20 protein-coding genes are annotated in these 22,473 nt (G+C 65.6%); 10 read left to right on the top strand and 10 right to left on the bottom strand.

The genetic code is table 11. The features are described 5' to 3' along the window. Nucleotides 1–373 precede the first annotated feature (373 nt). A complete protein-coding gene (locus BC102111_RS11685) occupies nucleotides 374–1,249 on the top strand; it encodes a DUF4062 domain-containing protein (RefSeq protein WP_101624402.1) in 876 nt (291 codons plus the stop codon). 477 nt (nucleotides 1,250–1,726) lie between these two features. Here the strand turns inward: BC102111_RS11685 and BC102111_RS11680 are convergent, their stop codons facing one another. Together BC102111_RS11680 and BC102111_RS18160 are read right to left on the bottom strand one after the other, a co-directional pair. Further along, nucleotides 1,727–3,013, bottom strand: coding sequence for a DDE-type integrase/transposase/recombinase (locus BC102111_RS11680; RefSeq protein WP_009380778.1), 1,287 nt, complete (start codon nucleotides 3,011–3,013; stop codon nucleotides 1,727–1,729). Between the two features lie 172 nt (nucleotides 3,014–3,185). Beyond that, nucleotides 3,186–3,965 (bottom strand): pyridoxamine 5'-phosphate oxidase family protein, encoded by a 780-nt coding sequence (locus BC102111_RS18160; RefSeq protein WP_101624486.1) that lies wholly within the window; start codon nucleotides 3,963–3,965, stop codon nucleotides 3,186–3,188. A gap of 298 nt (nucleotides 3,966–4,263) precedes the next feature. On the opposite strand from BC102111_RS18160, the gene BC102111_RS11670 reads away from it, so the two are divergent. The 3 genes from BC102111_RS11670 (at nucleotide 4,264) to ykgO (ending at nucleotide 6,592) form a co-directional block, all read left to right on the top strand. After that, nucleotides 4,264–4,590: a rhodanese-like domain-containing protein gene (locus BC102111_RS11670; RefSeq protein WP_009377292.1), complete on the top strand. Its 327-nt coding sequence runs from the start codon at nucleotides 4,264–4,266 to the stop codon at nucleotides 4,588–4,590. A 145-nt stretch (nucleotides 4,591–4,735) separates the two neighbouring features. Continuing rightward, nucleotides 4,736–6,391, top strand: a complete 1,656-nt coding sequence (gene pgm / locus BC102111_RS11665; protein ID WP_101624401.1) for a phosphoglucomutase (alpha-D-glucose-1,6-bisphosphate-dependent) — start codon at nucleotides 4,736–4,738, stop codon at nucleotides 6,389–6,391. 78 nt (nucleotides 6,392–6,469) lie between these two features. Next, nucleotides 6,470–6,592 carry a type B 50S ribosomal protein L36 gene (ykgO, locus tag BC102111_RS11660; protein WP_009377295.1) on the top strand — a complete coding sequence of 41 codons (123 nt, stop codon included), beginning with the start codon at nucleotides 6,470–6,472 and terminating at the stop codon, nucleotides 6,590–6,592. 107 nt (nucleotides 6,593–6,699) lie between these two features. Here the strand turns inward: ykgO and BC102111_RS11655 are convergent, their stop codons facing one another. Next, nucleotides 6,700–7,122: a winged helix-turn-helix transcriptional regulator gene (locus BC102111_RS11655; RefSeq protein ID WP_223289975.1), complete on the bottom strand. Its 423-nt coding sequence runs from the start codon at nucleotides 7,120–7,122 to the stop codon at nucleotides 6,700–6,702. Between the two features lie 232 nt (nucleotides 7,123–7,354). Between BC102111_RS11655 and BC102111_RS11650 the strand changes: the two genes are divergently transcribed. The 5 genes from BC102111_RS11650 (at nucleotide 7,355) to BC102111_RS11630 (ending at nucleotide 10,944) form a co-directional block, all read left to right on the top strand. Continuing rightward, nucleotides 7,355–7,720: a DoxX family protein gene (locus tag BC102111_RS11650; protein ID WP_009377301.1), complete on the top strand. Its 366-nt coding sequence runs from the start codon at nucleotides 7,355–7,357 to the stop codon at nucleotides 7,718–7,720. 5 nt (nucleotides 7,721–7,725) lie between these two features. Then, entirely contained in the window at nucleotides 7,726–9,207 is a 1,482-nt protein-coding gene (locus BC102111_RS11645; protein WP_257957713.1) for an MDR family MFS transporter, read from the top strand. Nucleotides 9,208–9,465: 258 nt separating this feature from the next. Then, nucleotides 9,466–10,290: a RelA/SpoT-related domain-containing protein gene (locus BC102111_RS11640; RefSeq protein ID WP_081590981.1), complete on the top strand. Its 825-nt coding sequence runs from the start codon at nucleotides 9,466–9,468 to the stop codon at nucleotides 10,288–10,290. After that, entirely contained in the window at nucleotides 10,283–10,489 is a 207-nt protein-coding gene (locus BC102111_RS11635) for a hypothetical protein (protein ID WP_009377306.1), read from the top strand. Before BC102111_RS11640 ends, BC102111_RS11635 begins: the two co-directional genes overlap by 8 nt. 113 nt (nucleotides 10,490–10,602) lie before the next feature. Then, nucleotides 10,603–10,944 (top strand): HIT domain-containing protein, encoded by a 342-nt coding sequence (locus tag BC102111_RS11630; RefSeq protein WP_009377308.1) that lies wholly within the window; start codon nucleotides 10,603–10,605, stop codon nucleotides 10,942–10,944. 151 nt (nucleotides 10,945–11,095) lie between these two features. On the opposite strand, the gene BC102111_RS11625 is transcribed toward BC102111_RS11630, so the two are convergent. Continuing rightward, on the bottom strand, nucleotides 11,096–12,151 hold the full coding sequence (locus BC102111_RS11625) for an LCP family protein (RefSeq protein WP_009377310.1): 1,056 nt from the start codon (nucleotides 12,149–12,151) through the stop codon (nucleotides 11,096–11,098). Between the two features lie 409 nt (nucleotides 12,152–12,560). Between BC102111_RS11625 and BC102111_RS11620 the strand changes: the two genes are divergently transcribed. Beyond that, nucleotides 12,561–13,799 carry an MFS transporter gene (locus BC102111_RS11620; protein ID WP_101624399.1) on the top strand — a complete coding sequence of 413 codons (1,239 nt, stop codon included), beginning with the start codon at nucleotides 12,561–12,563 and terminating at the stop codon, nucleotides 13,797–13,799. A 181-nt stretch (nucleotides 13,800–13,980) separates the two neighbouring features. Here BC102111_RS11620 and BC102111_RS11615 read toward each other — a convergent pair whose 3' ends face one another. From BC102111_RS11615 to BC102111_RS11590, 6 genes are all read right to left on the bottom strand, one after another. Next, entirely contained in the window at nucleotides 13,981–14,661 is a 681-nt protein-coding gene (locus BC102111_RS11615) for a response regulator (protein ID WP_101624398.1), read from the bottom strand. Next, entirely contained in the window at nucleotides 14,658–17,576 is a 2,919-nt protein-coding gene (locus tag BC102111_RS11610; protein WP_101624397.1) for a DUF4118 domain-containing protein, read from the bottom strand. Before BC102111_RS11610 ends, BC102111_RS11615 begins: the two co-directional genes overlap by 4 nt. Then, nucleotides 17,576–18,169 carry a potassium-transporting ATPase subunit KdpC gene (kdpC, locus tag BC102111_RS11605; protein ID WP_101624396.1) on the bottom strand — a complete coding sequence of 198 codons (594 nt, stop codon included), beginning with the start codon at nucleotides 18,167–18,169 and terminating at the stop codon, nucleotides 17,576–17,578. Before kdpC ends, BC102111_RS11610 begins: the two co-directional genes overlap by 1 nt. A 121-nt stretch (nucleotides 18,170–18,290) precedes the next feature. Continuing rightward, nucleotides 18,291–20,453, bottom strand: coding sequence for a potassium-transporting ATPase subunit KdpB (gene kdpB / locus BC102111_RS11600; RefSeq protein ID WP_009377319.1), 2,163 nt, complete (start codon nucleotides 20,451–20,453; stop codon nucleotides 18,291–18,293). 1 nt (nucleotide 20,454) lies between these two features. Continuing rightward, entirely contained in the window at nucleotides 20,455–22,125 is a 1,671-nt protein-coding gene (gene kdpA, locus BC102111_RS11595) for a potassium-transporting ATPase subunit KdpA (RefSeq protein ID WP_009377321.1), read from the bottom strand. Further along, a complete protein-coding gene (locus BC102111_RS11590; protein ID WP_009377323.1) occupies nucleotides 22,122–22,343 on the bottom strand; it encodes a hypothetical protein in 222 nt (73 codons plus the stop codon). The genes kdpA and BC102111_RS11590 overlap by 4 nt, the downstream gene beginning before the upstream one ends. Between the last annotated feature and the right edge of the window lie 130 nt (nucleotides 22,344–22,473).

Raw genomic sequence — 22,473 nt, 5'->3', positions numbered from 1 at the left:
GATTTGTAGAACAGCCCCGGCCGACGTTCCCGAACTCGCAAGAATCCATATGTTACCTCGTGCAACAAGGGCGCGGAGTATCCAGGGGGCGATAGTTTGGCGCGCGAGAAAGCTTTCGGTTCAGTATTGACCGCCTGCCCGTTCAGCATTCTCTGGAACGCCCCATCGTGGCCGCGGATGCACGCGTGGGTCCCGCCCGGAAGTTCTGTCGCTTGGTTCGGAACGCGAAGATCGTCAGGATACTCCTTGGATGATGCTGAAGTGAGCGTCCAGTTGGGAATCCAGCAGTCTTGGCGGCAAAATTCTGTGGTTCACAGCATCACGGGTAAAGGAGGTATTCCCTTTTGACCCGAGTACCCCTGATACTTGCGGTATGACTTTCGCAGCAACCGTGATTCGTGTGTTTATTGCATCCCCCTCTGACACTGCAGAGAGCCGCGATGCCGTTGAGAGGACTCTGACAAGGTGGAACGCTCGCCGCGCTGAGACTAGCGGGCAGATCCTGCTACCAGTCCGCTACGAGTCACACGCAGTCCCCACCTACGAAACTGAGACTGCAGACGGACAAGCTGTCATCAATAAACAACTCGTCGAGAAGGCGGACATCGTGATCGGCCTGTTCGAGAGCACTCTAGGGTCAGCAACTCCCCGGTCCATCTCCGGCACTGTGGAGGAGATCGAAGAGGCTCGAAAGGCGGGGATTAAAGTCCATGTTTACTTCTCCGCAGCACCAGTTCCTCAGGACCGCCTTGAAGAAGCGGCAGTGGTCAACGAATTTAAGAAGACCTTCCGTGGACTATACGGAACCTACGATGACCATGGTGAGCTATCTGAGCACATCACTAGGGCAATTGATTCGGACGTAGCCGAGTTCGACAGCAACACACCTCCTCCTACACAAAAAGGTCGAGCGAACCCCATCGTTCAGCACATTAATGAACCTTTCACGAAATACGACAGCAAACATAGACCTAAGACCCAAAATAAGCACTCGATTAGGATTGAGAACAAGGGGACCGAGGATGCCGAGGATTTAAAAATAGAGTTCATACCATTCGAGCCGGGGGATTCAATTGACGGCGTCTTCTGGCATGTCCTTCCGACCGAATCTAAAACCCTCTACGCCGGAGATTCGATGGATGTTCGATACGACTTGGCCATGGGAAGCCCGAGAAAACTGAAGTACAAATTGAGCTGGACCGAGGGCGATGAATCTTACACACGTGAAAATTTCGTGGATCTCGTTTGAGAACGAGACTTAGTCAGCCTTCTCCTACCCCTCAGTCGCGGTTCAGCGACTATTAGATGGGCACCTGCTGGTAGGGCAAAGTTCACCCCACGAAAAGGGAATTCTAACAGTTCCGGCGCAGGTAGATACGGGCTCGCGCGAGAAGTTCGATTGTGGATTCACGGAGTTTTGCCCGTCGATTGCATTCATCGCGAGGACAGTTGGAACGAGCCCGAGATACTGTAGGCCACTCGACTCATAATTGACAGTTCTTCATCCTGGCCACCGGGAGTGGCTCTATCTTCCATAAGCAGTCAGGGTTGACACGCAAACTGGCGATGAAGCGGCCGGTCGCCCAGCCGGTGCCGCTGTCGACGTTCTTCGACCTGTGAAGCCGAAGACCCTCCTCGGTCAAGCCGGAGCGCACTTATCGAAGCGTGTGATGACTACCGACTTATCGGACACTGTCCGCACCCACTTATCGGACAGTCTCGGTAGTCACTTATCTGACACTCGCCTTGATTTTCGGCGGTCTTCGACACCCGCGGGCAGGCGGAGGTTGTCGCCATTGACGAACCTGCCATCCCTGGTGATGTTCAGTGATTTCGTTTCTGGCAGCGGAAGGTCGAGAATCGCGACGAGTTCACCGTGTGGGATGAGGTAGAACTCGAGGTGACTGCCCTTGTCGATGATCATCAGCTCGTGGCCTTCCCACACCATTCCGAAGAGGATCGGATGCTTGCGGAAGAGGATGAACCCGTGTTTGTGCAGTCGCCTGACGGTGTGTTCGAAACTCAGATGCCCTCGATCATCGGTGGTGGCATACCGGTCGACAAGAGCATGGGGGTCAATGGGTTCTGTGGGCGGATCGATCGTCGTCGCGGCTTGCCATGCAGCCGCTGGGGTCAGTCCGTCCCTGAGCCCTTGGTGTTGACGGTGATGGTTGTAGTGGTCCTGGAAATCGTTGAGGATGGCTTGGATATCGGCGCGGGTGCGGGGTCTAGTGGCCTTGAGACGTTTGATCACGGGTTTGTGGGCGCGTTCGACCTTGCCTTGGTTACGCGGACGATAGTAAGGCCCCGGGGTCATGATGATGCCCTGCGCAGCCATCGCGGCATCGATGGTGCCGACCATGCCCGAGCGCTGCAGGGTGAACGCACGGGAGTTATCACTCAGGATCTCCCGGGGTTTGCCGTACTCCGCGATCGCTGCGTTGAGGATGGCCAGAGTCGCTTCAGCAGTTTCACCCCCGGGAGCGAGGTCCAGGGCCGTCATCATCCTGGTGCAGTCATCGATGGTTTGGATGATCGTGACCACGGTATGCGCGTCGAGCCGGTATTCGAACCCGTCGAGTTGCCAGAGTTCGTTCGCGAACGCCTTCTGGAAGCGTTTGTACGACGAGTGGGGGCGTTTCTTGGGGTTGAGCCGGGTGAGTCCTTCCTGGCGCAGGAACATCCCGATGCGGGAGGTGCTGGGGATGAGGTGGTCGGGATGGTCATTGCGGATGAGGGTCCACTTGATCGAGCGGGGACCGTCGTCGTAGCCGGCTTCAGCGAGTTCGTGACGGTACTGGCGTATCAGTTCCCAGGTGAGGTCGGGGTAGATGGTGTGTGGTCGTCGGGGTGCTGTGGATCCGGCCTGTAACGGTGCCTGTTCGTTCCTGATGCGGTAGTAGGAGTCCCGCGAGATGTTGTTGTCGTGGCAGAAAGCGGTGACGGTATCGGTTTCGGAGGGTTTGTGAGCGAGGATTTTCCGGCGGAGGTGAGTCGTGATTCGATCGGCCATGTTCCCAGGGTGTGTCCGGGAAGTGTGTACCGAGTTCGGTGTCCGATAAGTGTGTACCGAGACTGTCCGATAAGTGGCGAGGAACTCTGTCCGAGAAGAAGGTGTTCAGCACAGCACTTATCGAAGCGAGGAACCGTCGAAAAGTGCGCTCCGGCTTGACCGAGGGCCGAACTCAGAGCTCCGTCGTCTGGCTTCCGCCTTCGGGACGCTGGCCGGTGACCTTGGCCTTGATCATCTGCGCAAGGCCCGCGACCTTCCCGCCCTTGAGCCCCCAGTGCTGAGCGGAGTCGGTGACGACGTGGAGGAGGCCGAGGTTCGGGTCCTCCTTGCCGCCCTCGAACCATGTGGGCGCATCGTCGTTCCAGAGGTAGTCGATCTTCGCCTGGCTGTCGACGAATTCGACCATGCCGGCCACCGAGAGCCAGTTCCCAGCCTCGGAGACGGCGATGTTGACGTGCGGGTTCTGCCGCAGGGCTCCGGCCTGATCGCCGTCGAGGCCGATGAAGAACCAGACGTCGGCATCGTCGGTGACCTGCTGCGGCACCATCGGGTGGGCGAGGAGCTTGCCGTCGGCGAGCGCTGTCGTGAGCATGACGTATTTGGCGTCACGGAGGATGCGCACGACGTCGCGCTGGTCGAGATCGTCGGTCGCGGACTCGTCCCGTCGGTGACGACGGTCAGTGGCGTCGCGCTGCGGACCGGTGGCGGCGTATCCGACGGTCGCGGACTCGTCGATCGCGGTGTGCGAGCCGTCCGGGTTGCGGTAGAGGGTGAAGCCCTCGGCGGTCGCGGTCTCCTGGGCGCGGACTTCGACGTTCTCCTCGGTGTAGCCGACCTTCGCACCCTCTTCGATGTCGGACGTGCCGCCGATCTTCTCAGTGGCGTGGTCGAGGCCGGCGGCGGCGTCGCGTGCCGTCTCTTCTCCGTTGGACTCATTCCTGTTGCGGCTCATGATGCTCCCCTTCGCAGACGGATTCCGTCCCTGAGTGCCTGCACTCGAGCGGTTGCCCGGCAGGCCACGGACGGTCATGCCGTCATTCTCACACGAGCGCGCCGAAAACAACAGTGGCCTTGTCTCAACTGGCGGCTCTCAGCCGGCGGCGGGCGCATCGCACTCGGCTGCGCGCGTTCGGCCACCTCGGCGAAACACTGCGACTGCGGAACCGCGGACCCACCGGGGACGGTCCGACCGCCTCGGCGAGGGGATGGGGCTGATGCGGCCGCCTGGGCACGGTCCTACACTGGGAGGCATGAGCGAACCATCTGTCACCGTGACCGAGATCCCCGACGGCGCCGCGATCATCGACGTGCGCGAGGACGACGAGTGGGAAGCCGGACACATCGAGGGCGCGATCCACGTTCCCCTCGGCGAACTGCCCGAACGCCTCGACGATCTGCCGCTCGACGATGACATGTACATCATCTGCCGCACCGGCGGACGGTCGCTGCGGGCGACGGCGTGGCTCAACCTCAACGGCTTCGACGCCTACAACGTCGAAGGCGGTATGGGCTCGTGGAACATCGACAACGGCAAGCCCATCGTCTCGGAGACCGGCCAGGAACCCTGGGTGAAGTGAAGCGGTCGCGGCACGACGCCGCGACCCTGGACGTGGGCTGACCACCGCCTGTGACCTGCCCTCATGCATGGGCGTCTGCGTCCACGATGCAAGAACTCGGGGGCCCTGACTGTGTCGACGCGGACGCATTTGGCAAGGTAGGCATATGACTACTCGTGCCGGCCAGCTCGCCCAGGACAGGGACCTCATCGACGTCCCCGCACTCCTCGACTCCTATTACGACCTCGTTCCGGACCCTTCGGTGCCGGGACAGGCCGTGAGCTTCGGGACCTCGGGGCACCGCGGCTCGAGCTTCAATCGGGCGTTCAACGAAGCCCACATCGCCGCGATCACCGCGGCCATCGTCGACTACCGCAAGGACCACGGCGTGCGCGGGCCGATCTTCCTCGGCCGCGACACCCATGCGCTGAGCGAACCGGCGTTCCTCACCGCCCTCGAGGTCCTCGCCGCCGCCGACGTCCCCGCCCTCATCGACGAACGCGATGGCTACACGCCGACCCCGGCGCTCTCGCACGCGATCCTCGGCTTCAATGCGGGCAAGTCGATCGGCGACGCCCAGGCCGACGGCATAATCATCACCCCCAGCCACAATCCCCCGGCCGACGGCGGCATCAAGTACAACCCGCCCCACGGTGGGCCCGCCGGCACCGAGGCGACGAAATGGATCGCCGACCGCGCCAACGCCTACCTCGAAGCCGGGTGGGAGAAGATCCCGCGCACGAGCTTCCAGCGTGCCTTCCATCTCGAGAACACCGAGAACTTCGACTTCATCTCCAACTACGTCGGCGACCTCTCCTCGGTCATCGACATGGACCTCATCCGCGACTCCGGGCTGAGGATCGGTGCGGACCCGCTCGGCGGGGCGAGCGTCGACTACTGGGCGGCCATCGCCGAGGACTTCGACCTCAACCTCACCGTCGTCCACCCCGAACTCGACCCCACCTGGTCGTTCATGACGCTGGACTGGGACGAGAACATCCGCATGGACTGCTCATCGCCGTTCGCGATGGCCGGGCTCATCGCCTCCCGGAACGACTACGACATCGCCACCGGCAACGACGCCGACGCCGACCGCCACGGCATCGTCACCCCCGACGCCGGGCTGATGAACCCCAACCACTACCTCGCGGCCGCCATCGACTACCTCCTGGAGAACCGTCCCGACTGGCCCGCCGAGGCGGCCATCGGCAAGACGCTCGTCACCTCCTCGATCGTCGACCGGGTCGTCGCCGCCCACGGGCGCCGCCTCTTCGAGGTCCCCGTCGGCTTCAAGTGGTTCGTCCCCGGCCTCCTCGACTCGACCCTGGCCTTCGGTGGTGAGGAATCCGCCGGTGCATCCTTCCTTCGCCGAGGCGGCAAGGTATGGTCGACGGACAAGGACGGCATCATCCTCGCCCTGCTGGCCTCCGAGATGACGGCGAAGACCGGGCAGACTCCGTCGCAGCGCTATGCGAAGCTCGCCGAGAAGTTCGGCACGAGTGCCTACGCCCGCCAGGACGCGCCGGCCAACCGCGAGCAGAAGGCCCGCCTCGGCGCCCTCGAACCCTCGCAGGTCACCGCATCGACGATCGGCGGGGAGGATGTCACCTCGGTGCTCACCTCGGCACCCGGCAACGACGCCCCGATCGGCGGGCTCAAGGTGACGACCGACAACGCCTGGTTCGCCGTGCGACCGTCGGGCACCGAGGACGTCTACAAGATCTACGCCGAGTCCCTGCGCGACGAGGACCACCTGCGCGCCGTCCAGCACGATGCCCGCAGCCTCGTCGACGGGGTGCTCGGCAAGCAGCCGCAGGGGTGAGGCTCGGACGCTAGGGCCTGCGGAATACTCTCGCCTGGTTCTCCGTTGACTCATTCAATCGTCAACTAGGAGGCAGTCATGCAGGCCAGGAATTCCCTTCGCTCGATCAAGAAGCAGCCGGGTTCGCAGGTCGTCCGTCGTCGCGGACGCACCTACGTCATCAACAAGCTCAACCCGCGCTTCAAGTCGCGCCAGGGCTGATCAGCTGAGACATGCAGAAGGGCGCCGGTTCCCATCTCGGGAACCGGCGCCCTTCTCGTGTGCGGTCGTCGGCGAGACGGCCCAGGACGTCCCCGCGGGGACGTCTCTCACTCTGCTGCCGCGTCGTAGGCGTCGCGGTTGGCAGCGATCTCGGCCGTGTGGGTGGCCGCCCATTCGGCAAGTGCGAGGACGGCGGGCACGAGGGACAGGCCCAACGGCGTCACCTGGTACTCGACGCGGGGAGGGATCTCCGCGAACATCTCCCGCTCGACGAGACCGTCGCGCTCGAGCTGACGCAGCGTCTGCGTGAGCATGCGCGACGAGATCCCCGGAGTCATCGACTTGAGCTCGGAGAACCTCCGCGGACCCTCCTGCAGCATGCCGATGAGCATCATCGACCACTTGTCGCCGACGCGGGCGAGGATCGATCGGAACACCTCCGGGTCGACGTTCGGACCCTCACAGATCGCCTCCATGCGCGGTTCGTCGACGCCTCCACGGGCATCGTTCCTCACTGATGGGTCAGTCATCGCCTTACTCTCCTCCCCGCGCACTGCCGACTCGCCTCGGTGCGGCGGCCCTGTCGTGCCCCTCCTCACCGAGGCGACCCACCCCAGAGATCGTCCCTGGCCAGGTCAAATGGTTACCTCCGTGTGACTCGGTGACGTTGCTGTGCGTGCCACACCCTGCGGAATAATTACCGACGGTATCTAGGTTACCACTGGTAACTATTGACAGTACGAACCGTCCGAAAGGGGCACAATGCTCGTTCTCTCCATCATCACGTGGGCCCTCTCCGGCCTCCTCGCCGCACTCTTCCTCATGGCCGGCCTCGCCAAGGTGCGCAGCCCGCACAATTCGACGAAGCCGATGCCCACCCTCCTCGACTACACACCCGGTCAGGTCCGGTGGATCGGCATCGTCGAAGTCCTCGGGGCGATCGGCATCATCCTGCCCGCACTCCTCGGCATCCTCCCCTGGCTCACCGTCGTCTCCGCACTCGGGCTCGCCCTCATCCAGTTCCTCGCGATCTTCGCCCACAGGAAGCACAACGAGGCATTCACCATGAACATCATCGTTATGGTCGTCGCACTCGCTGTCGCTGTTCTGCGCATCGCAGGGGTCTGATGACGATGAGGGAATCCACTGCAGTCGACCGGGCCGCGGCCGCTGACCCGACTCCCGAGTCAGCGACCCCGCGCAAAGGCACCGGGGTGATCTGGCTCCTCCTCGGCGCCGCCTTCGTCACCCTCCTCAACGAAACGGTCATGGGTGTCGCCATCCCGCACCTCGTCACCGACCTCGGCGTCACGCTCACCCTCGCCCAATGGACGACCACGGCTTTCATGCTCACGATGGCCGTCGTCATCCCGACGACGGGCTACCTGCTCAAGCGCCTGAGCACGCGACAGGTGTTCCTCTTGGCGATGAGCCTCTTCACCGCCGGAACGCTGCTCGGCGCACTCGCACCGGAGTTCTCCGTCCTCCTCGTCGCTCGCGTCATCCAAGCCTCGGGCAGGGCGATGATGATGCCGCTGCTCATGACGACGATCATGACCCTCGTTCCCGCGCACGAACGCGGTCGGTTCATGGGACGGATCACGATCGTCATGGCCGTCGCCCCGGCCCTCGGACCGACGCTGTCCGGGTTCATCCTCAACGTGCTCAACTGGCACTTCCTGTTCTGGACGATCCTGCCCGTGGCGATCCTCATGATGATCATCGGGGCGCTGCGTCTGCGCAACATCGGCGAACAGAGCCACTCACCGCTGGACTGGGTCTCCCTGCCGCTGTCCGCCTTCGGCTTCGGTGGACTCGTCTACGGGTTCAGCACCCTCGGCAGCGCCACGCCCGATTCCGCCCCTCAAGCGCTGACCGCCCTGGCCGTCGGTGTGCTCAGCCTGGGACTGTTCATCTGGCGGCAGATCGTCCTCCAGCGGGACGACCGGGCCCTGCTCGATCTGCGAGTGTTCCGGTCACGGACGTTCGCCCTGGCCATCGGCCTCGTCGTCGTGATGATGGCGGCGATGTTCGGTTCGATCATCCTCCTGCCGATCTACCTGCAGAACGTCCTCGCCCTCGATTCGGTGACGACCGGGATGCTCCTGCTCCCCGGTGGCCTCGTCATGGGCCTGGCCGCGCCGATCGTCGGTCGCCTCTTCGACCGCTTCGGTCCGCGACCGCTCGTCATCCCCGGGGCGCTCATGGCCAGTGCCGTGCTCTGGTCGCTCACCCAGCTGGACGAGAACTCACCGGCGTGGTTCGTCCTCCTCGGACACATGGGGCTCTCGATCGGCGTCGCCTTCATGATGACGCCGCTGCTCACCTCGGCGCTCGGATCGCTCACCCCGCAGCTCTACTCGCACGGGTCGGCGACGGTCGGCGCGATCCAGCAGGTCGCCGGGGCGATCGGCACGGCACTGTTCATCACCGTGCTCAGCATCGGCACCGTCCAGGCCGCCGGTTCGGGCGCGGCCTCGGTCGCCGCGCAAGCCGACGGGGTCTCGGTGGCATTCCTCGCCGGCGCGGTGCTCTCGCTCATCGCCGTGGTCGGCAGCTGGTTCGTCCGCAACCCGGCCCCGCTCGCCGCCCCAGCGTCGCCGGCCGCGAAATGAACCGGCCAGAGAGCTGAGCAGCGCAGAGCGCCCCGTCCCGGAGGAATCCGGGGCGGGGCGCTCTGCTGTGATCACCCGCCTCGGCGGGGTTCGCACGGTTCCGGACGACCGCCTCGGTGAGACTGAGCGGATGCCGCGGTACACAGCAAAAACCCGCCCCAGAATCACCTGGGACGGGGTTCGCTGTGTCTGGGAGGAATTTCGATTGCGGCCACGCGAAGACCCTAGGCCAGATGATCATCCGGTTATAGTTGCGAAATGGCCAATCCACCTCGGCTGCAGACGCCACCTTGGTCTCAAAACGACCTCAGGGCGCTCGGGAAGGCACTCCGGGATGGAACAACGCCCCCAGGCAGGGCACCAGATTATGAGGAGGTACTTGCGTGGTACCTCGACTTCTCTGGCGATGTCCTGGAGCACCTCGAGGGCCTCGATTGGTCGCCACTGGGATTGGCAGCGGCGCCCGGAACATCGCGCCCAAAGACAGTTGGCACTTTGATCGAAAAACTCCGGCGAGATCGCTCGACTCCATTGCAGAACATCGGCGACCTGGCAGGGGTTCGCATCGACGCCGATATGTCTCTTTCGGTGCAAACTGCGTTCGCTGATTCGGTCGCGGCCACAATTCGCGACGAGGTTGGTGATGCGAACGTCTTCATTAAAGATCTGCGTGGAGGCGAACACAGTGGGTATCGTGCAGTCCACGTCTTGACCAAGTATCCGGCGGGCCGATGCGAAATTCAGCTTCGAACGCAGCTTCAGAGCGCATGGGCCAACGCGTATGAACTTCTCGCGATGATTGTGGGACGAGAGATTCGCTACGGAGGTATGCCGTCAAATGCTCCCGGGCGAAGCCTCGTAGTGTCGATGCTGCAAGAATCACGGACCATCGCAGAGTTCGAGGGTCGCCTGAACCTTCTCAGTCACTTGTCTCACGTTTCCGAATCAGTCGACGAAGCCACACGCAAGATCCTGGCGTCCAAGTACAATGAAGACAAGAAGGGTGAGGAGCCGATCCTGCGGTCGTTGCACGACATGGAGCAAAGGCTACTCGCGTTAGTGAGAGGGGACCGTGATGACTAAATTCGTCCTCGCCTATAACAAGCGCACCGCTGAGCTCGTGGTTCTGGAGAAGTTCGGTGAGTCCAAGGACGCCGTCCGACGGCGTATGGAGCTGGCCGAAACTCACTTCGGCTCCGACTGGGAATTGGCGGTTCTCACGAGCCGAGATGAAGAGACTCTGCGCTCGACACATCAGAGGTACTTCGCCTCATCAGTTTGACGCATTTGACGTGCCATGAGGCTGGCCCTCACCAGGTCTGTCTACGACTCACATCCTCGAGCGAGTTCAGTCGCGTCATCAGACTGTGGTTCGACAGGTGCCAGAATTGAGGCATGACATGCATCCTGTGTGCGATCGCCAACGGGACCGAAGAGGCCGAGATCATCTTCGAAGATGACGACTGTCTGGCCATCACTCCACTGCGCCCGATGACCCCGGCACACGTTCTCCTGTTCCCGCGCGAGCACGCAGCCGATCTGCCTTCGTATCTCGACAGTTCGCCAGAGGGGGCCGGACGTCTGATGCGCCGGGCCGCTCAGACTGCGCGCACCTTGGGCTTCGAGTCTCGTGGATACCGGCTCGCCTGGAACTTTGGGCCGGACACGAACCAGAAGATCACGCACCCGCACCTTCATCTCCTCGGTGGACGGTCGCTGTCCGATCAGCTCGGCTGAAGGTTGTTGCGGCACCGGGAAGCTGAGCGGAGGCCTGCGGCACACAGCAGAACCCCGCTGCCAGGATCACCCGGAACGGGGTTCAGCTGTCACTGCGCGTCGACGGCCAGGACGGGACCGCCTCGGCGAGGGGCCGTCGGAACCGAAATGATCAGAGGTGCGCTTCGGGCGCAGACTTGACGTACTCGTCGACGGTGTCGTTCTTGAACGCGTCCTGGAGCTTCTTCAGCTCGTCCTGGTCGACGTTGACGATCGACTGACCGTCGGCCGAACGGCCGACGCCGGCGGTCGGGGACGTGAAGAACTCGATGTCGCCGGGGCGGACGTCGCGCATCGCGAACGCGGTCGAGGAGATGTACTGGGCGTTGAGACCGGAGTCGACGTACATGTACGGGGCGAACTCGGTGACCATCTCCTGGATCTTCGCCGGATTCGACAGGGTGTCGGCGGAGATGAGCTCATTGATAAGGCCCTTGATGAACGCCTGCTGATTGCGGGCGCGCTGGAAGTCGCCGTCCTTGAAGCTCTTGCGCTCGCGCACGAAGGTGAGCGCCTCGTCGCCGTTGAGGAGGTTCTCGCCCTTCTCGAACGTGTACCCGTTCTGGGTGAACGCCTGTTCGGAGTTGACCCGGACCCCGCCGAGGCTGTCGGTGAGTCCCTTGAAGCCCTCGAAGTCGATGATGGCGACGTGGTCGATGGGGGTGCCGATGAAGTCAGAGACCGTCTTCACGGCCAACGGCAGTCCGCCGTAGGACAGTGCCGCGTTGATCTTCGCCTTGCCCTGGCCTTCGATGTCGACCCAGCTGTCGCGCGGGATCGACATGATCTGGACGTTCGACCCGTTCTCAGGCAGGTGCATGACGAGGATCGAGTCCGAGCGCAGGCCGCGCGAGGAGTTGACGTCGACGTCCTTCATCGGCTCGTCGGAGCCGAGGAGGAGGATGTTCGTTCCGCCCTCCTCATTCTTCGCCTCGGGGCGCTGCGAACCGAAGACCTGCTCATCGCTGAGCTGATTGGCATTGTCGTCGAAGGACCGACCGACGTTCCACAGGTAGACACCGACACCGAGGACGCCGAGGACGACGACGACGAGGACGCCGACGAGGACCTTGCGCCACACGCGCTTCTTCTTCCGTCGCGGTCGCCGGGATTCCTCACTGTCGTTGTCGTTGGTGAAGATGTCATCGAACGGGTTGTTGTCCGTCATCGGCGCTCCGGATCTGGGTTCGGGGCGGCGCAGGGGCCGGCAGAGGAGAGTGGGCAATCCCGCTCATTGTATAGGGGTCCGATGACGTCCCGATGACCCACTCTGCCGATTCGCGTGGCCTGTCGAACCCCTGATGGCAGGGCTGCTTGCCGGGTCGGGAGCCGGTTGCGGCGGGGGCCGTCAGGCGTCCTGGAGGGACGGGTCGGCAAGGGGCGATGCCGGTCGGAGGACCACCTCGGCGAGGGGATGACCACCCACGACGACGGACACGGATTCCGCATCGAGAACAGGAGGATCCAACGGAAGAGGACGGAACGGCGACGGATCCCGGTCAGATCACAGGGTGAGATGCCACTCAACCTGCGGGATCCGCGGTTGCGAGCCGTAAGGGCGGAGATAGACTCGTCTGATGTTCACAAACTATCGGGAAATTCTGTCGCTTCCCGGTGCTCTCAAGTTCTCCTTGGCAGGTCTTGTCGCACGGATGCCGATCGCCGTCCTCGGACTCGGGATCGTCCTCTTCATCCAAGGCGTCACCGGTTCGTACGGCCTGGCAGGCATCGTCGCCGCCGTGTACATGATCGTCCAAGCCCTTGCAGGTCCCGGGATTGCGCGCCTCGTCGACCGTCGCGGCCAGGCGAAGGTCATGGTGCCCATCGTCATCACGCACCTCATCGCGCTCACCCTCCTCATCGTCTCCGTCTACCTCGACTGGTGGGTCGGTCTCACCTTCGTCTTCGCCGGCATCGGCGGCGCCACCGTCGGCTCCGTCGGATCGCTCGTGCGGTCTCGCTGGTCGCACCTCGTGAACTCGCCGAACCAGCTGCAGACGGCGTTCTCCTGGGAATCCGTCGCCGACGAGCTGCTCTTCGTCTCCGGACCGGTGCTCGCCACGGTGCTCGCGACCGCCGTGTGGCCGCCCGCGGGCATCATCCTCTCGATGATCTCCGCCGGTGTGGGATCCGCACTGCTCTACATCCAGAAGTCGACCGAACCGCCGCCGATCGAACGGTCCACCGAGGCGAAGGGCCACGTCTTCTCCAACCCGGGGATCTTCACGATCATCATCGTCAACGTCTTCCTCGGCGTGAACTTCGGCGCCATCGACGTCATCGCCGTCGCGTTCTCCGACGAGCAGGGCGTGAAGTCGCTCGCCGGCTTCCTCCTCAGCGCGTTCGCGCTCGGATCCCTCATCTCCGGTGCCATCTACGGGGCGAGGAACTGGAACTCCGCGACCCACCACCGTTTCGGGGTGACGGTCTCGCTGCTCGCGATCGGCACGTGCACGATGCTGCTCGCCCGCGACATGTTCACCTTCGGCCTCATCCTCTTCATCGTCGGCTTCACGATCGCCCCGAGCCTCGTCGGCGCGAACTCCGTCATCCAGCAGCTCGCCCCGCCGAGGCGGCTGACCGAAGCCTTCGCGTGGCTGGGCACCTCGCTCGGCTTCGGCGTCGCGTTCGGGTCGGCGATCGCCGGCAACCTCATCGACCACTACGGGGCGCACACTGCGATGCTCCTGCCCGCAGGCTGTGCGGTGCTCGGGGCGATCCTCGCGCTCTCGCTGCTCAAGCTGCTCAACCCGTCGCGGTCGAGCCACGAAGTCCGCATCGAGAAGGACCGCCGCAGGGCCCGCGTCGAGGAGTGAGGGGCGCCGGGCGGGTTGGGAGACCGGCCTGGCGATTTGCTGGTCACTGCGCCGAGGTGGCGTGACAATCACTGGTCACTGCGCCGAGGTGGCGCGGCCGAAATCAGCCCAGCCGCCTCGGCGGAGTGACCAGCAAATCAAGGGGTGCCTAGGTGGAGCGACCAGCAAATCGCTTCGTGCCCTACGGGGTGAAGCGGTAGCCGATGCCCATCTGCGTGTGGAGGTACTGCGGGCGCGCCGGATCGGCCTCGAGCTTCGAGCGCAGCTGCGACATGTAGACGCGCAGATAGTTCCGCTCCTTGCCGAACTCCGAGCCCCACACTTCGGTGAGGAGGGTCTGCGCCTCGACGAGCGCGCCCTTGTGCTTGACGAAGACCTCGAGCATCTTCCACTCGATCGGCGTGAGATGGACCGGCGCGCCCTCGACCTCGAGCAGGTGCGCGGCGAGGTCGACGACGACGCGCCCGTCCGCGGTGCGCACGACCCCTGATTCCCCCGTCCGGCCCGTCCGCCTCTCGATCGCCCGCAGCCTCGCGAGCACTTCGCCGAGCGAGAACGGCTTCGTCACATAGTCGTCCGCCCCGGCGTCGAGGGCGGCGATCTTCCCGTGCGAATCGTGCCGGGCCGAGACGACGACGATCGGCACCTCGCTCCACCGCCGCACCTGGGAGATGAGCTCGATCCCGTCGACATCGGGCAGTCCGAGATCGAGGAGGATGACATCGACCTCGGACTCGCTGAGCACCTCGTTCATCCGCCGTCCGCTGCCGGCGACGACGACATCGTGCCCCTTCGCCTGGAGGCCGATGCCCACAGCCGTGGCGATATCGGCATCGTCTTCGACGATGAGCACCCGCTTCATCGGCGGCCCTCCCCTGCCTGCAGTCGGTCATCCTCGGTCGTCGTCGCCACGTCGTCGGTCGCTTTCTCGCCGACGTCTGCCCTCACCGAGTCATCGTCGCCCGCCGAGGCGGTTCCCGCGGCGGCGCCGATGAGTTCGTCGTCCTCGCCGCCGGGCTCGTCCGCCGAGGCGGTTCCCGCGGCGGCGCCGATGAATTCGTCGTCCTCGCCGCCGGGTTCGTCCGCCGAGGTTGCGTCATCGTCCTTCCTGCAGCGCGGGAACGTGAGCACCGCGGTGAAGCCGCCTCCCGGCGTGTGCTCGGCGGACAGGTCGATGCCCATCGCCCGGCACAGGCCGAGCGCGACGGCCATGCCGAGTCCCAGGCCCTTCGCGTTCGACTCATCGAGCCGGGTGAACGGGGTGAAGATCGTCTCGAGTGCATCATCGCTCACGCCCGGTCCGGAATCGGCGATGCGGAGGTAGACGGCCTCGGCACCGGTCGAGGCGTCGATCGTCAGCGGTGCCCCGTCGCCGTACTTGAGTGAGTTCTCGACGATGTTGACGAGCACCCGCTCGAGGAGCCCGAAGTCGACGTCGACCCACGCGTCGGGGTCGATGTCGACGGTGATCTCGGGACCATAACCGTCTGCGGCACCCCGGCCCGACACAGTGCGCGAACTCGACCGGTCCGCGTTCCCGACCGACGCGGCCGCGCCACCAGCAGGCCCGACCACAGCCTCGGCCGCAGCACCCTCGGCGTCCCCACCGTCACCCCGCTCGCCCGCAGTCACGGTGCGGACGTTCTCGGCCCCCACCTCGGCGAGGGCGGAGACAACGAGATCGGACACGGGGACCGGGGACGTCGAGATCGTCACCGCACCGGACTGGATCCGGCTCATGTCGAGGAGGTTGTCGATGAGCTTCTCGAGCCGCAGGGCGCCGTTCTCGATGGTCGTGAGCATGAGGCGCTCATCGGCGTCCGAGAGCTCGATCCCGTCGAGCATGAGCGTCGACGTCGCCGCCTTGATCGCCCCGAGCGGGGTCCGCAGGTCGTGCGAGACCGCGGTGAGCAGAGCCGTGCGCACGGCGTTGCCGGCGCTGAGCTCGCGGGCCTGCGACCGGGTCGCGGCGAGCTCGGACTCCGTGAGCACCCGCAGCAGACGCCCCGCGTAGGCGTCGAGGATCCGCTGTTCGCCGGCGCTGAGCGGCTGACCCTTGAGGAGCAGGGCGGTGTCGTCGTCGAGGTCGAAGGTCTCGGTCGCCTCGGCCCGGGTGGTCACCGGCTCCCCCGCCGAGGCGGTCACCGCCCACTCCCCTGCCTCGTCCTTGCTCAGCACGGCGACACCGTCGAGGACGAAGGTCGTGAGGATGCTCTCGACCATCGACTCGGGGCTGTCGCCTTCGGCGATCATCGACCGGGCGAGCTCGCTGAGCACCGACCCCTCGTGTTCGGCGGCCTGGGCCTGCCGGCTGCGGCGCGCGGCAAGATCGACGACGGTGGCGACTGCGACGGCCACGGCGATGAAGATCGCGAGCGCGAGGATGTTCTCGAACTCGGCGATCGTGAATGACCCGACGGGATGGGTGAAGAACCAGTTGATGAGGGCGGTGCCGAGCACGGCTGTCATCACCGCCGGCCACAGCCCGCCGATGAGGGCGACGATGACGACGACGGTGATGTAGCTGAGGAAGTTGATGCTCAGCGACACCGCTCCCGGTCCGAGGGCGATGAAGAGGACGGTGAGTGCGAGTGGGGCGAGCGCGCCGATGACCCAGCCCAGTATCCGGCGCAGCTTCGAAATCGCACTGCCCGGCCGGGTCTCCCGGCGGGGCCGCCACACGCGCGCGGCTTGGGAGTGGGTGACCATGTGGACGTCGATGTCCGCGGCGGAGGCGATGACGCGGTTCGCGACCCCGGGGCTGAAGATCCGGCCGTACCAGGGGGTGCGGGAGACGCCGAGGACGATCTGGGAGGCGTTGACGGTGCGGGCGAATTCGACGAGCGCAGTGGCGACGTCGTCGCCGACGACGGTGTGCCACGTCGCGTTGTTCGCCTCGGCGAGCTCGCGGGCGCGCATGAGGTCAGGGGCGGTGGCCGAGCGGGTGCCGTCGGGTTCGACGACGTGGACGACGAGGAGTTCCCGGCCGGCCACCCGTCCGGCGATGCGCAGGCCGCGGCGGATGAGCGTGATCGACTCGGCGCCCCCGGTGACGGCGACGATGATCCGGTCGCGGGCGGCCCACGTGTCGCGGATCCCCTTGGCATCCCGGTACTCCTCGAGGCCTTCGTCGACCCGGTCCGCGAGCCAGAGGAGGGCGAGTTCGCGCAGGGCGGTGAGGTTGCCGAGCCGGAAGTAGTTCGACATCGCCGCATCGACCTTCGCCGCGGCGTAGATGTTGCCCTCGGACAGGCGGGCGCGCAGGGCGACCGGGGAGATGTCGACGAGTTCGACCTCGTCGGCGGTGCGGAGGAACGGGTCGGGGACGCGTTCGTGCTGGACGCGGCCGATGATCGAGCCGACGACGTCGCCCAAGGATTCGAGGTGCTGGATATTGATCGTCGTGAACACGTCGATCCCGGCAGTGAGGATCGCCGCGACGTCCTCCCACCGCTTCTCCCGGTCCCCGGAGCCGGGCACGTTCGTGTGGGCGAGTTCGTCGATGACGACGAGCTCGGGCGCTCGGGTGAGCACCGCCTCGGCGTCGAGTTCCTCGAAGGTCCGCCCCTGGTAGGGCACCTGGGCGCGCGGCAGGGTCTCGAACCCCTGCGCGAGTGCCGCGGTGTGGGCGCGGCCGTGGTCCTCGACGATGCCGACGACGACGTCGCGGCCGGCGCTCTTGGCCCCAGCGGCGGCTTCGAGCATCGCCACGGTCTTGCCGACTCCGGGTGCGTACCCGAGGAAGACCGTGAGCTTCCCCCGCCGAGGTGAGCCCATCAGTTCTCGGGATCCGCGACGTCGACGGCGGTGCCGGGGGTGTTCTGCAGGTCGTTGTTGAGCGTGACGACGTTGACCCGAGGTTCGCCGATGAAGCCGAGGATCGGCTGCTTCGTGTTCCTCTCGACCATCGTCGTCACTTCCTCCCTGCTCAGTCCCGTCTCCCGGGCGACCCGATCGATCTGCAGTCGAGCATACTCAGGACTGATTTCCGGATCGAGACCCGACGCCGAGGCGGTCACCGCATCCGCGGGAATCCTCGCCGGATCGACGTCCTCCCGCTCGGCGATCTCGGTGCGGCGGGCGGTGATCGCCGCGACGAGTTCGGGGTTGGTCGCGGCAAGGTTCGACGCGCCCGAGGCGAGTCCGTCGTAGTCGCCGGCCGAGGGGCGCGGGTAGAACCAGTCGTCGCCGGTGACCGGCTGCGCCATGAGGGCGGAGCCGACGACCTTGCCGTCGGCGTTGCGGATCGTCGAGTCCTGGGTGGGCACGACCCGGGCGATGAGGACCATCGTCAGCGGGTAGGCGAGGCCGAGGAGGAGGGTGAAGACGAGGAGGGCTTTGAGCCCGGTGAGGGCCTGGCGGATGAGCATGGTCTGTCCTGTCTGAGTGAGGTGGGCGGAGGGCCGAGGGGCCCGGAGTGGGTGATGGGCCCGGGAGGGGCGCCGCGGCGACGTGAGACCCGGCCGCCGCGGACGGGGTTGTGGTGGCCGGTCAGAGGAACGGGCTGATGACGAGGTCGATGAGTTTGATCCCGATGAAGGGGACGATGAGCCCGCCGAGTCCGAAGATGAGCAGGTTGCGCCGCAGCAGGCTCGCCGCGCTCGTCGTGGCGAACCGCACCCCGCGCAGGGCGACGGGGATGAGGGCGACGATGATGAGGGCGTTGAAGATCACCGCGGAGAGGATCGCCGACTCCGGACTGTGCAGGCCCATGATGTTGAGCGCGCCGAGTCCGGGGAACGCGAGGAGGAACATCGCGGGCACGATCGCGAAGTACTTCGCGACGTCGTTGGCGATCGAGAACGTCGTCAGCGCCCCTCGGGTGATGAGCAGCTGCTTGCCGATGGCGACGATGTCGATGAGCTTCGTCGGATCCGAATCGAGGTCGACGAGGTTGCCGGCCTCCTTCGCCGCCGAGGTGCCGGTGTTCATCGCGACCCCGACGTCGGCCTGCGCGAGCGCGGGCGCATCGTTCGTCCCGTCACCGGTCATCGCGACCATCCGGCCCCCGGCCTGCTCGGACTTGATGAGGGCGAGCTTGTCCTCCGGGGTCGCCTCGGCGAGGTAATCATCGACCCCGGCCTCCCGGGCGATCGAGCGGGCCGTGAGCTCGTTGTCGCCGGTGATCATCACCGTGCGGATGCCCATCTCCCGCAGCTGGGCGAAGCGATCGGCCATGCCCGGCTTGACGATGTCGCGGAGGTCGATGACCCCAAGCACCCGGGCGGAGGAGTCCTCGATCGCCTCGGCGACGAGGAGGGCGGTGCCTCCACCGGTGTTGATGCGCTCGACCTCGGCGCTCGCCTCGGCGGGGATGTCGGCACCCCGGTCGATCGCCCACGCGATGACCTCACGGGCCGCCCCCTTGACGATCATGCGCGACCCGACTCCCTTCTCACCGGGAAGGATGATGCCGGAGAGGCGGGTGCGGGCGGAGAACGGGATGAACTCGGCGGTCGGGAAGGCCTCGAGACCTGCGGCGTCGATGCGGAAGTCGCCTTCGGCCAGGGCGACGACGGACCGGCCCTCCGGGGTCTCGTCGGCGAGTGAGGACAGGCGGGCCGCCTCGGCGATCTCCTCATCGGTCGTCCCACCGAGGGCGACGAAGTCGGTGGCCTGGCGGTCGCCCATCGTGATCGTCCCGGTCTTGTCGAGCAGGAGCGTCGAGACGTCGCCGGCGGCCTCGACGGCGCGCCCGGACTTCGCAAGGACGTTCGCGGCGACGAGCCGGTCCATGCCGGCGATGCCGATCGCCGAGAGCAGCGCGCCGATCGTCGTCGGGATGAGGCAGACGAGGAGGGCGATGAGGACGGTGAGGGACTGCGGGGCGCCGGAGAACGCCGCGATCGGGGCGAGGGTGGCGACGACGAGGATGAAGATGAGGGTGAGGACGGAGAGGAAGACGCCGAGGGCGACCTCGTTCGGGGTCTTCTGGCGGCTCGCGCCTTCGACCATCGCGATCATCTTGTCGAGGAAGGATTCGCCGGGGCTCGCGGTGATCGAGACCGTGATCTCGTCGGAGAGGACCTTCGTCCCTCCGGTCACGGCACACCGGTCGCCGCCGGCCTCGCGGATGACCGGGGCGGACTCACCGGTGATCGCCGATTCGTCGACGGTGGCTGCGCCCTCGATGACGTCGCCGTCGCCGGGGATGACCTCACCGGCGGTGACGAGGACGCGGTCCCCGGCGCGCAGCTGGGAGGCGGGGACGGTCTCCCGCTGCCCCTTGTCGAGGATCCGGGTCGCGTTCGCCGTCACCCGGGTCGCCCGCAGGGAGTCGGCCTGCGCTTTGCCGCGGCCCTCGGCGAGCGCCTCGGCGGTGTTGGCGAAGACGCAGGTGAGGAACAGCCAGATGCTGATCGCCCACGTGAACGGGGTGGGGCCGGTGATCGCGAGGACGAGGGTGACGACCGCGCCGATCTCGACGAGGAACATCACCGGGTTGCGCCACGCGACCCTGGGGTCGAACTTCTTCAGCCCGAGGAGCACGGCCTGGGTGAGCGCCGTAACCGTGATCGAGTGGCCGGTGCTCGTCGGCCGGTCGGTGGGTTCGGGTCGGTGTCCTGTGCCGGACGGCGTCGTCGGAGTGTCCTCGACGAGGCGGGAGGGCGTCGGGCTGCTGGTGAGCTTGGAGGCCTTGGTGTCGGTGCGCATATCAGAGGAGTCCTTCGTTGATCGGGCCGAGGGCGAGGACGGGCAGGAACGTCAGGGCGCTGACGATGAGTCCGGTGCCGACGGTGACCCCGACGAACAGGGGTCGGTGGGTGGGCAGGGTGCCTGGGGTCGCCTCGGTGGAGGGTTGGGCGGCGAACGCACCGGCGAGCGCAAGGACCGCACAGATCGGACCGAACCGGCCGATGAGCATCGCGAGTCCCAGGGCAGTGTTGAAGAACGGGGTGTTCGCGTTGAGTCCGGCGAACGCGGATCCGTTGTTGTTCGCCGCCGAGGTGAACGCGTAGAGGATCTCGGACAGACCGTGGGGGCTGTCGGCATTGAGGATCGAGTCCGCGGCGTTCGGCCACATCGTCGCGACCGCGGTGCCGGTGAGCACGAGGGTCGGGGTGATGAGGATGACGGCGGAGGCGAGCGTGATCTCCGTGCGTCCGATCTTCTTGCCGAGGAACTCCGGTGTCCGGCCGACCATGAGGCCGCAGATGAAGACGGCGAGGACGGCGACGACGAGCATGCCGTAGAGGCCGGAGCCGACGCCGCCGGGGGCGATCTCGCCGAGCATCATATTGAGCATGAGGACGCCGCCGCCGAGGCCGGAGTAGTTCGAGTGGAACGAGTCGACAGCACCCGTCGAGGTCAGGGTCGTCGAGACGGCGAAGAACGCGGAGGTGATGACGCCGAAGCGGGTCTCCCTGCCTTCCATCGCGGCTCCGGCCGCATCGGTGGCCGGCGTGGACAGCGTCGTCTCGGTGAGGATGACGGCGACGAGGGAGAGGACGAAGAACGAGGCCATCGCGCCGAGGATCGCCCATCCGTGCCTGCGGCTGCCGACCATGACGCCGAAGGTGCGCGGCAGGGCGGAGGGGATGAGGAGGATGAGGAAGATGTTGGCGAGGTTGATGAGCGGGCTCGGTGCCGAGAGCGGGTGGGCGGAGTTCGCGTTGAAGAAGCCGCCGCCGTTCGTGCCGAGGTGCTTGATGACCTCCTGGCTCGCGTTCGGTCCGCCCGGGATCGTCTGCGTCACCTGTGATCCGCCGGCCACGGTCTGGACGACCTGGTCCGGGGTGAGATTCTCGATGACGCCGAAGCCGATGTAGATGAGTGCGAAGACCACCGAGACCGGCAGGAGGATGCGGAGGACGGTGCGGGTGAGGTCGACCCAGAAGTTGCCGATGAAGAGCGAGCGCTGCCGCATGACCCCGCGGATGAGGGCGACGGCGACGGCGATGCCGACGGCGGCGGAGACGAAGTTCTGCACGGCGAGGCCGGCCATCTGGACGAGGTAGCCCATCGTCGCCTCACCGGAGTACGACTGCCAGTTCGTGTTCGTGACGAACGAGACCGCCGTGTTGAACGCCTGATCGGCGGTGACGGCGGGCTTGCCGTTGGACAGGGGCAGGAACTCCTGGAGCCGCATGAGGCCGTAGAGGAGAAGGATCGAGACGAGGGAGAACCCGAGGACGGAGAGGAAGTAGGTCTTCCACCGCTGCTCGGATGAGGAATCGACGCCGGTGAGACGGTAGAAGAGCCGCTCGGCCTTCGTGTCCTTCGTCGAGAGGAAGACGCCTGCCATGTAGTTGCCGAAGGGCACATGGACGGCGGCGAGGACGGCGAGGACGAGGAGGATCTGCGTGATGCCGGTGAACCAGGTCATGCGCGTGCCTCCCCGCTCGAATCGGGGGTGGTGGGGGTGCCGGGGGTGCTGCCGGTGGTTCCGGGCGTCGTGCCGGGGGTGCTGCTCGGGTCGGTGATGCGCGCGGTCGTCGCGCTCTCAGCGGTGACCTTCTCGAAAACCTTCGCCAGGGCGGCAAGCCCGGCGACTGTCGCAACAGCGAGCAGCAGGTAGAGGAGATCGGCGAAAGGAGCGTCCATACGGTGTGGCCTCGTTCTTCTCGTGCGGGTGGGTCAGTGCACGACGGCGCGGTGCGCCGCTGTGCGGTACTCCCCCATCACACACGTCTCCCGAGGTCACGGACCCGGATCCTAACGCGGTCTTAACACC

This window comes from Brevibacterium casei CIP 102111 (genome assembly GCF_900169275.1).
Classification (GTDB): Bacteria; Actinomycetota; Actinomycetes; order Actinomycetales; family Brevibacteriaceae; genus Brevibacterium; species Brevibacterium casei.
The sequence above is the reverse complement of the archived record's forward strand: the minus strand, read 5'-3'. Positions and strand labels throughout refer to the sequence as shown.

Bases quoted from the DNA above. Each gene is read 5' to 3' on its own strand.
- BC102111_RS11625 (WP_009377310.1), bottom strand. From the start codon at position 12,151: ATGACGGACAACAACCCGTTCGATGACATCTTCACCAACGACAACGAC.
- BC102111_RS11680 (WP_009380778.1), bottom strand. From the start codon at position 3,013: ATGGCCGATCGAATCACGACTCACCTCCGCCGGAAAATCCTCGCTCAC.
- kdpA (WP_009377321.1), bottom strand. From the start codon at position 22,125: ATGACCTGGTTCACCGGCATCACGCAGATCCTCCTCGTCCTCGCCGTC.
- BC102111_RS18160 (WP_101624486.1), bottom strand. From the start codon at position 3,965: ATGAGCCGCAACAGGAATGAGTCCAACGGAGAAGAGACGGCACGCGAC.
- BC102111_RS11590 (WP_009377323.1), bottom strand. From the start codon at position 22,343: ATGGACGCTCCTTTCGCCGATCTCCTCTACCTGCTGCTCGCTGTTGCG.
- kdpC (WP_101624396.1), bottom strand. From the start codon at position 18,169: ATGCTCATCCGCCAGGCCCTCACCGGGCTCAAAGCCCTCCTCGTCTTC.
- BC102111_RS11635 (WP_009377306.1), top strand. From the start codon at position 10,283: ATGACTAAATTCGTCCTCGCCTATAACAAGCGCACCGCTGAGCTCGTG.
- BC102111_RS11685 (WP_101624402.1), top strand. From the start codon at position 374: ATGACTTTCGCAGCAACCGTGATTCGTGTGTTTATTGCATCCCCCTCT.
- BC102111_RS11670 (WP_009377292.1), top strand. From the start codon at position 4,264: ATGAGCGAACCATCTGTCACCGTGACCGAGATCCCCGACGGCGCCGCG.
- kdpB (WP_009377319.1), bottom strand. From the start codon at position 20,453: ATGCGCACCGACACCAAGGCCTCCAAGCTCACCAGCAGCCCGACGCCC.
- BC102111_RS11630 (WP_009377308.1), top strand. From the start codon at position 10,603: ATGACATGCATCCTGTGTGCGATCGCCAACGGGACCGAAGAGGCCGAG.
- BC102111_RS11615 (WP_101624398.1), bottom strand. From the start codon at position 14,661: ATGAAGCGGGTGCTCATCGTCGAAGACGATGCCGATATCGCCACGGCT.
- BC102111_RS11620 (WP_101624399.1), top strand. From the start codon at position 12,561: ATGTTCACAAACTATCGGGAAATTCTGTCGCTTCCCGGTGCTCTCAAG.
- BC102111_RS11650 (WP_009377301.1), top strand. From the start codon at position 7,355: ATGCTCGTTCTCTCCATCATCACGTGGGCCCTCTCCGGCCTCCTCGCC.
- BC102111_RS11645 (WP_257957713.1), top strand. From the start codon at position 7,726: ATGAGGGAATCCACTGCAGTCGACCGGGCCGCGGCCGCTGACCCGACT.
- pgm (WP_101624401.1), top strand. From the start codon at position 4,736: ATGACTACTCGTGCCGGCCAGCTCGCCCAGGACAGGGACCTCATCGAC.
- BC102111_RS11610 (WP_101624397.1), bottom strand. From the start codon at position 17,576: ATGGGCTCACCTCGGCGGGGGAAGCTCACGGTCTTCCTCGGGTACGCA.
- BC102111_RS11640 (WP_081590981.1), top strand. From the start codon at position 9,466: ATGGCCAATCCACCTCGGCTGCAGACGCCACCTTGGTCTCAAAACGAC.
- BC102111_RS11655 (WP_223289975.1), bottom strand. From the start codon at position 7,122: ATGACTGACCCATCAGTGAGGAACGATGCCCGTGGAGGCGTCGACGAA.
- ykgO (WP_009377295.1), top strand. From the start codon at position 6,470: ATGCAGGCCAGGAATTCCCTTCGCTCGATCAAGAAGCAGCCGGGTTCG.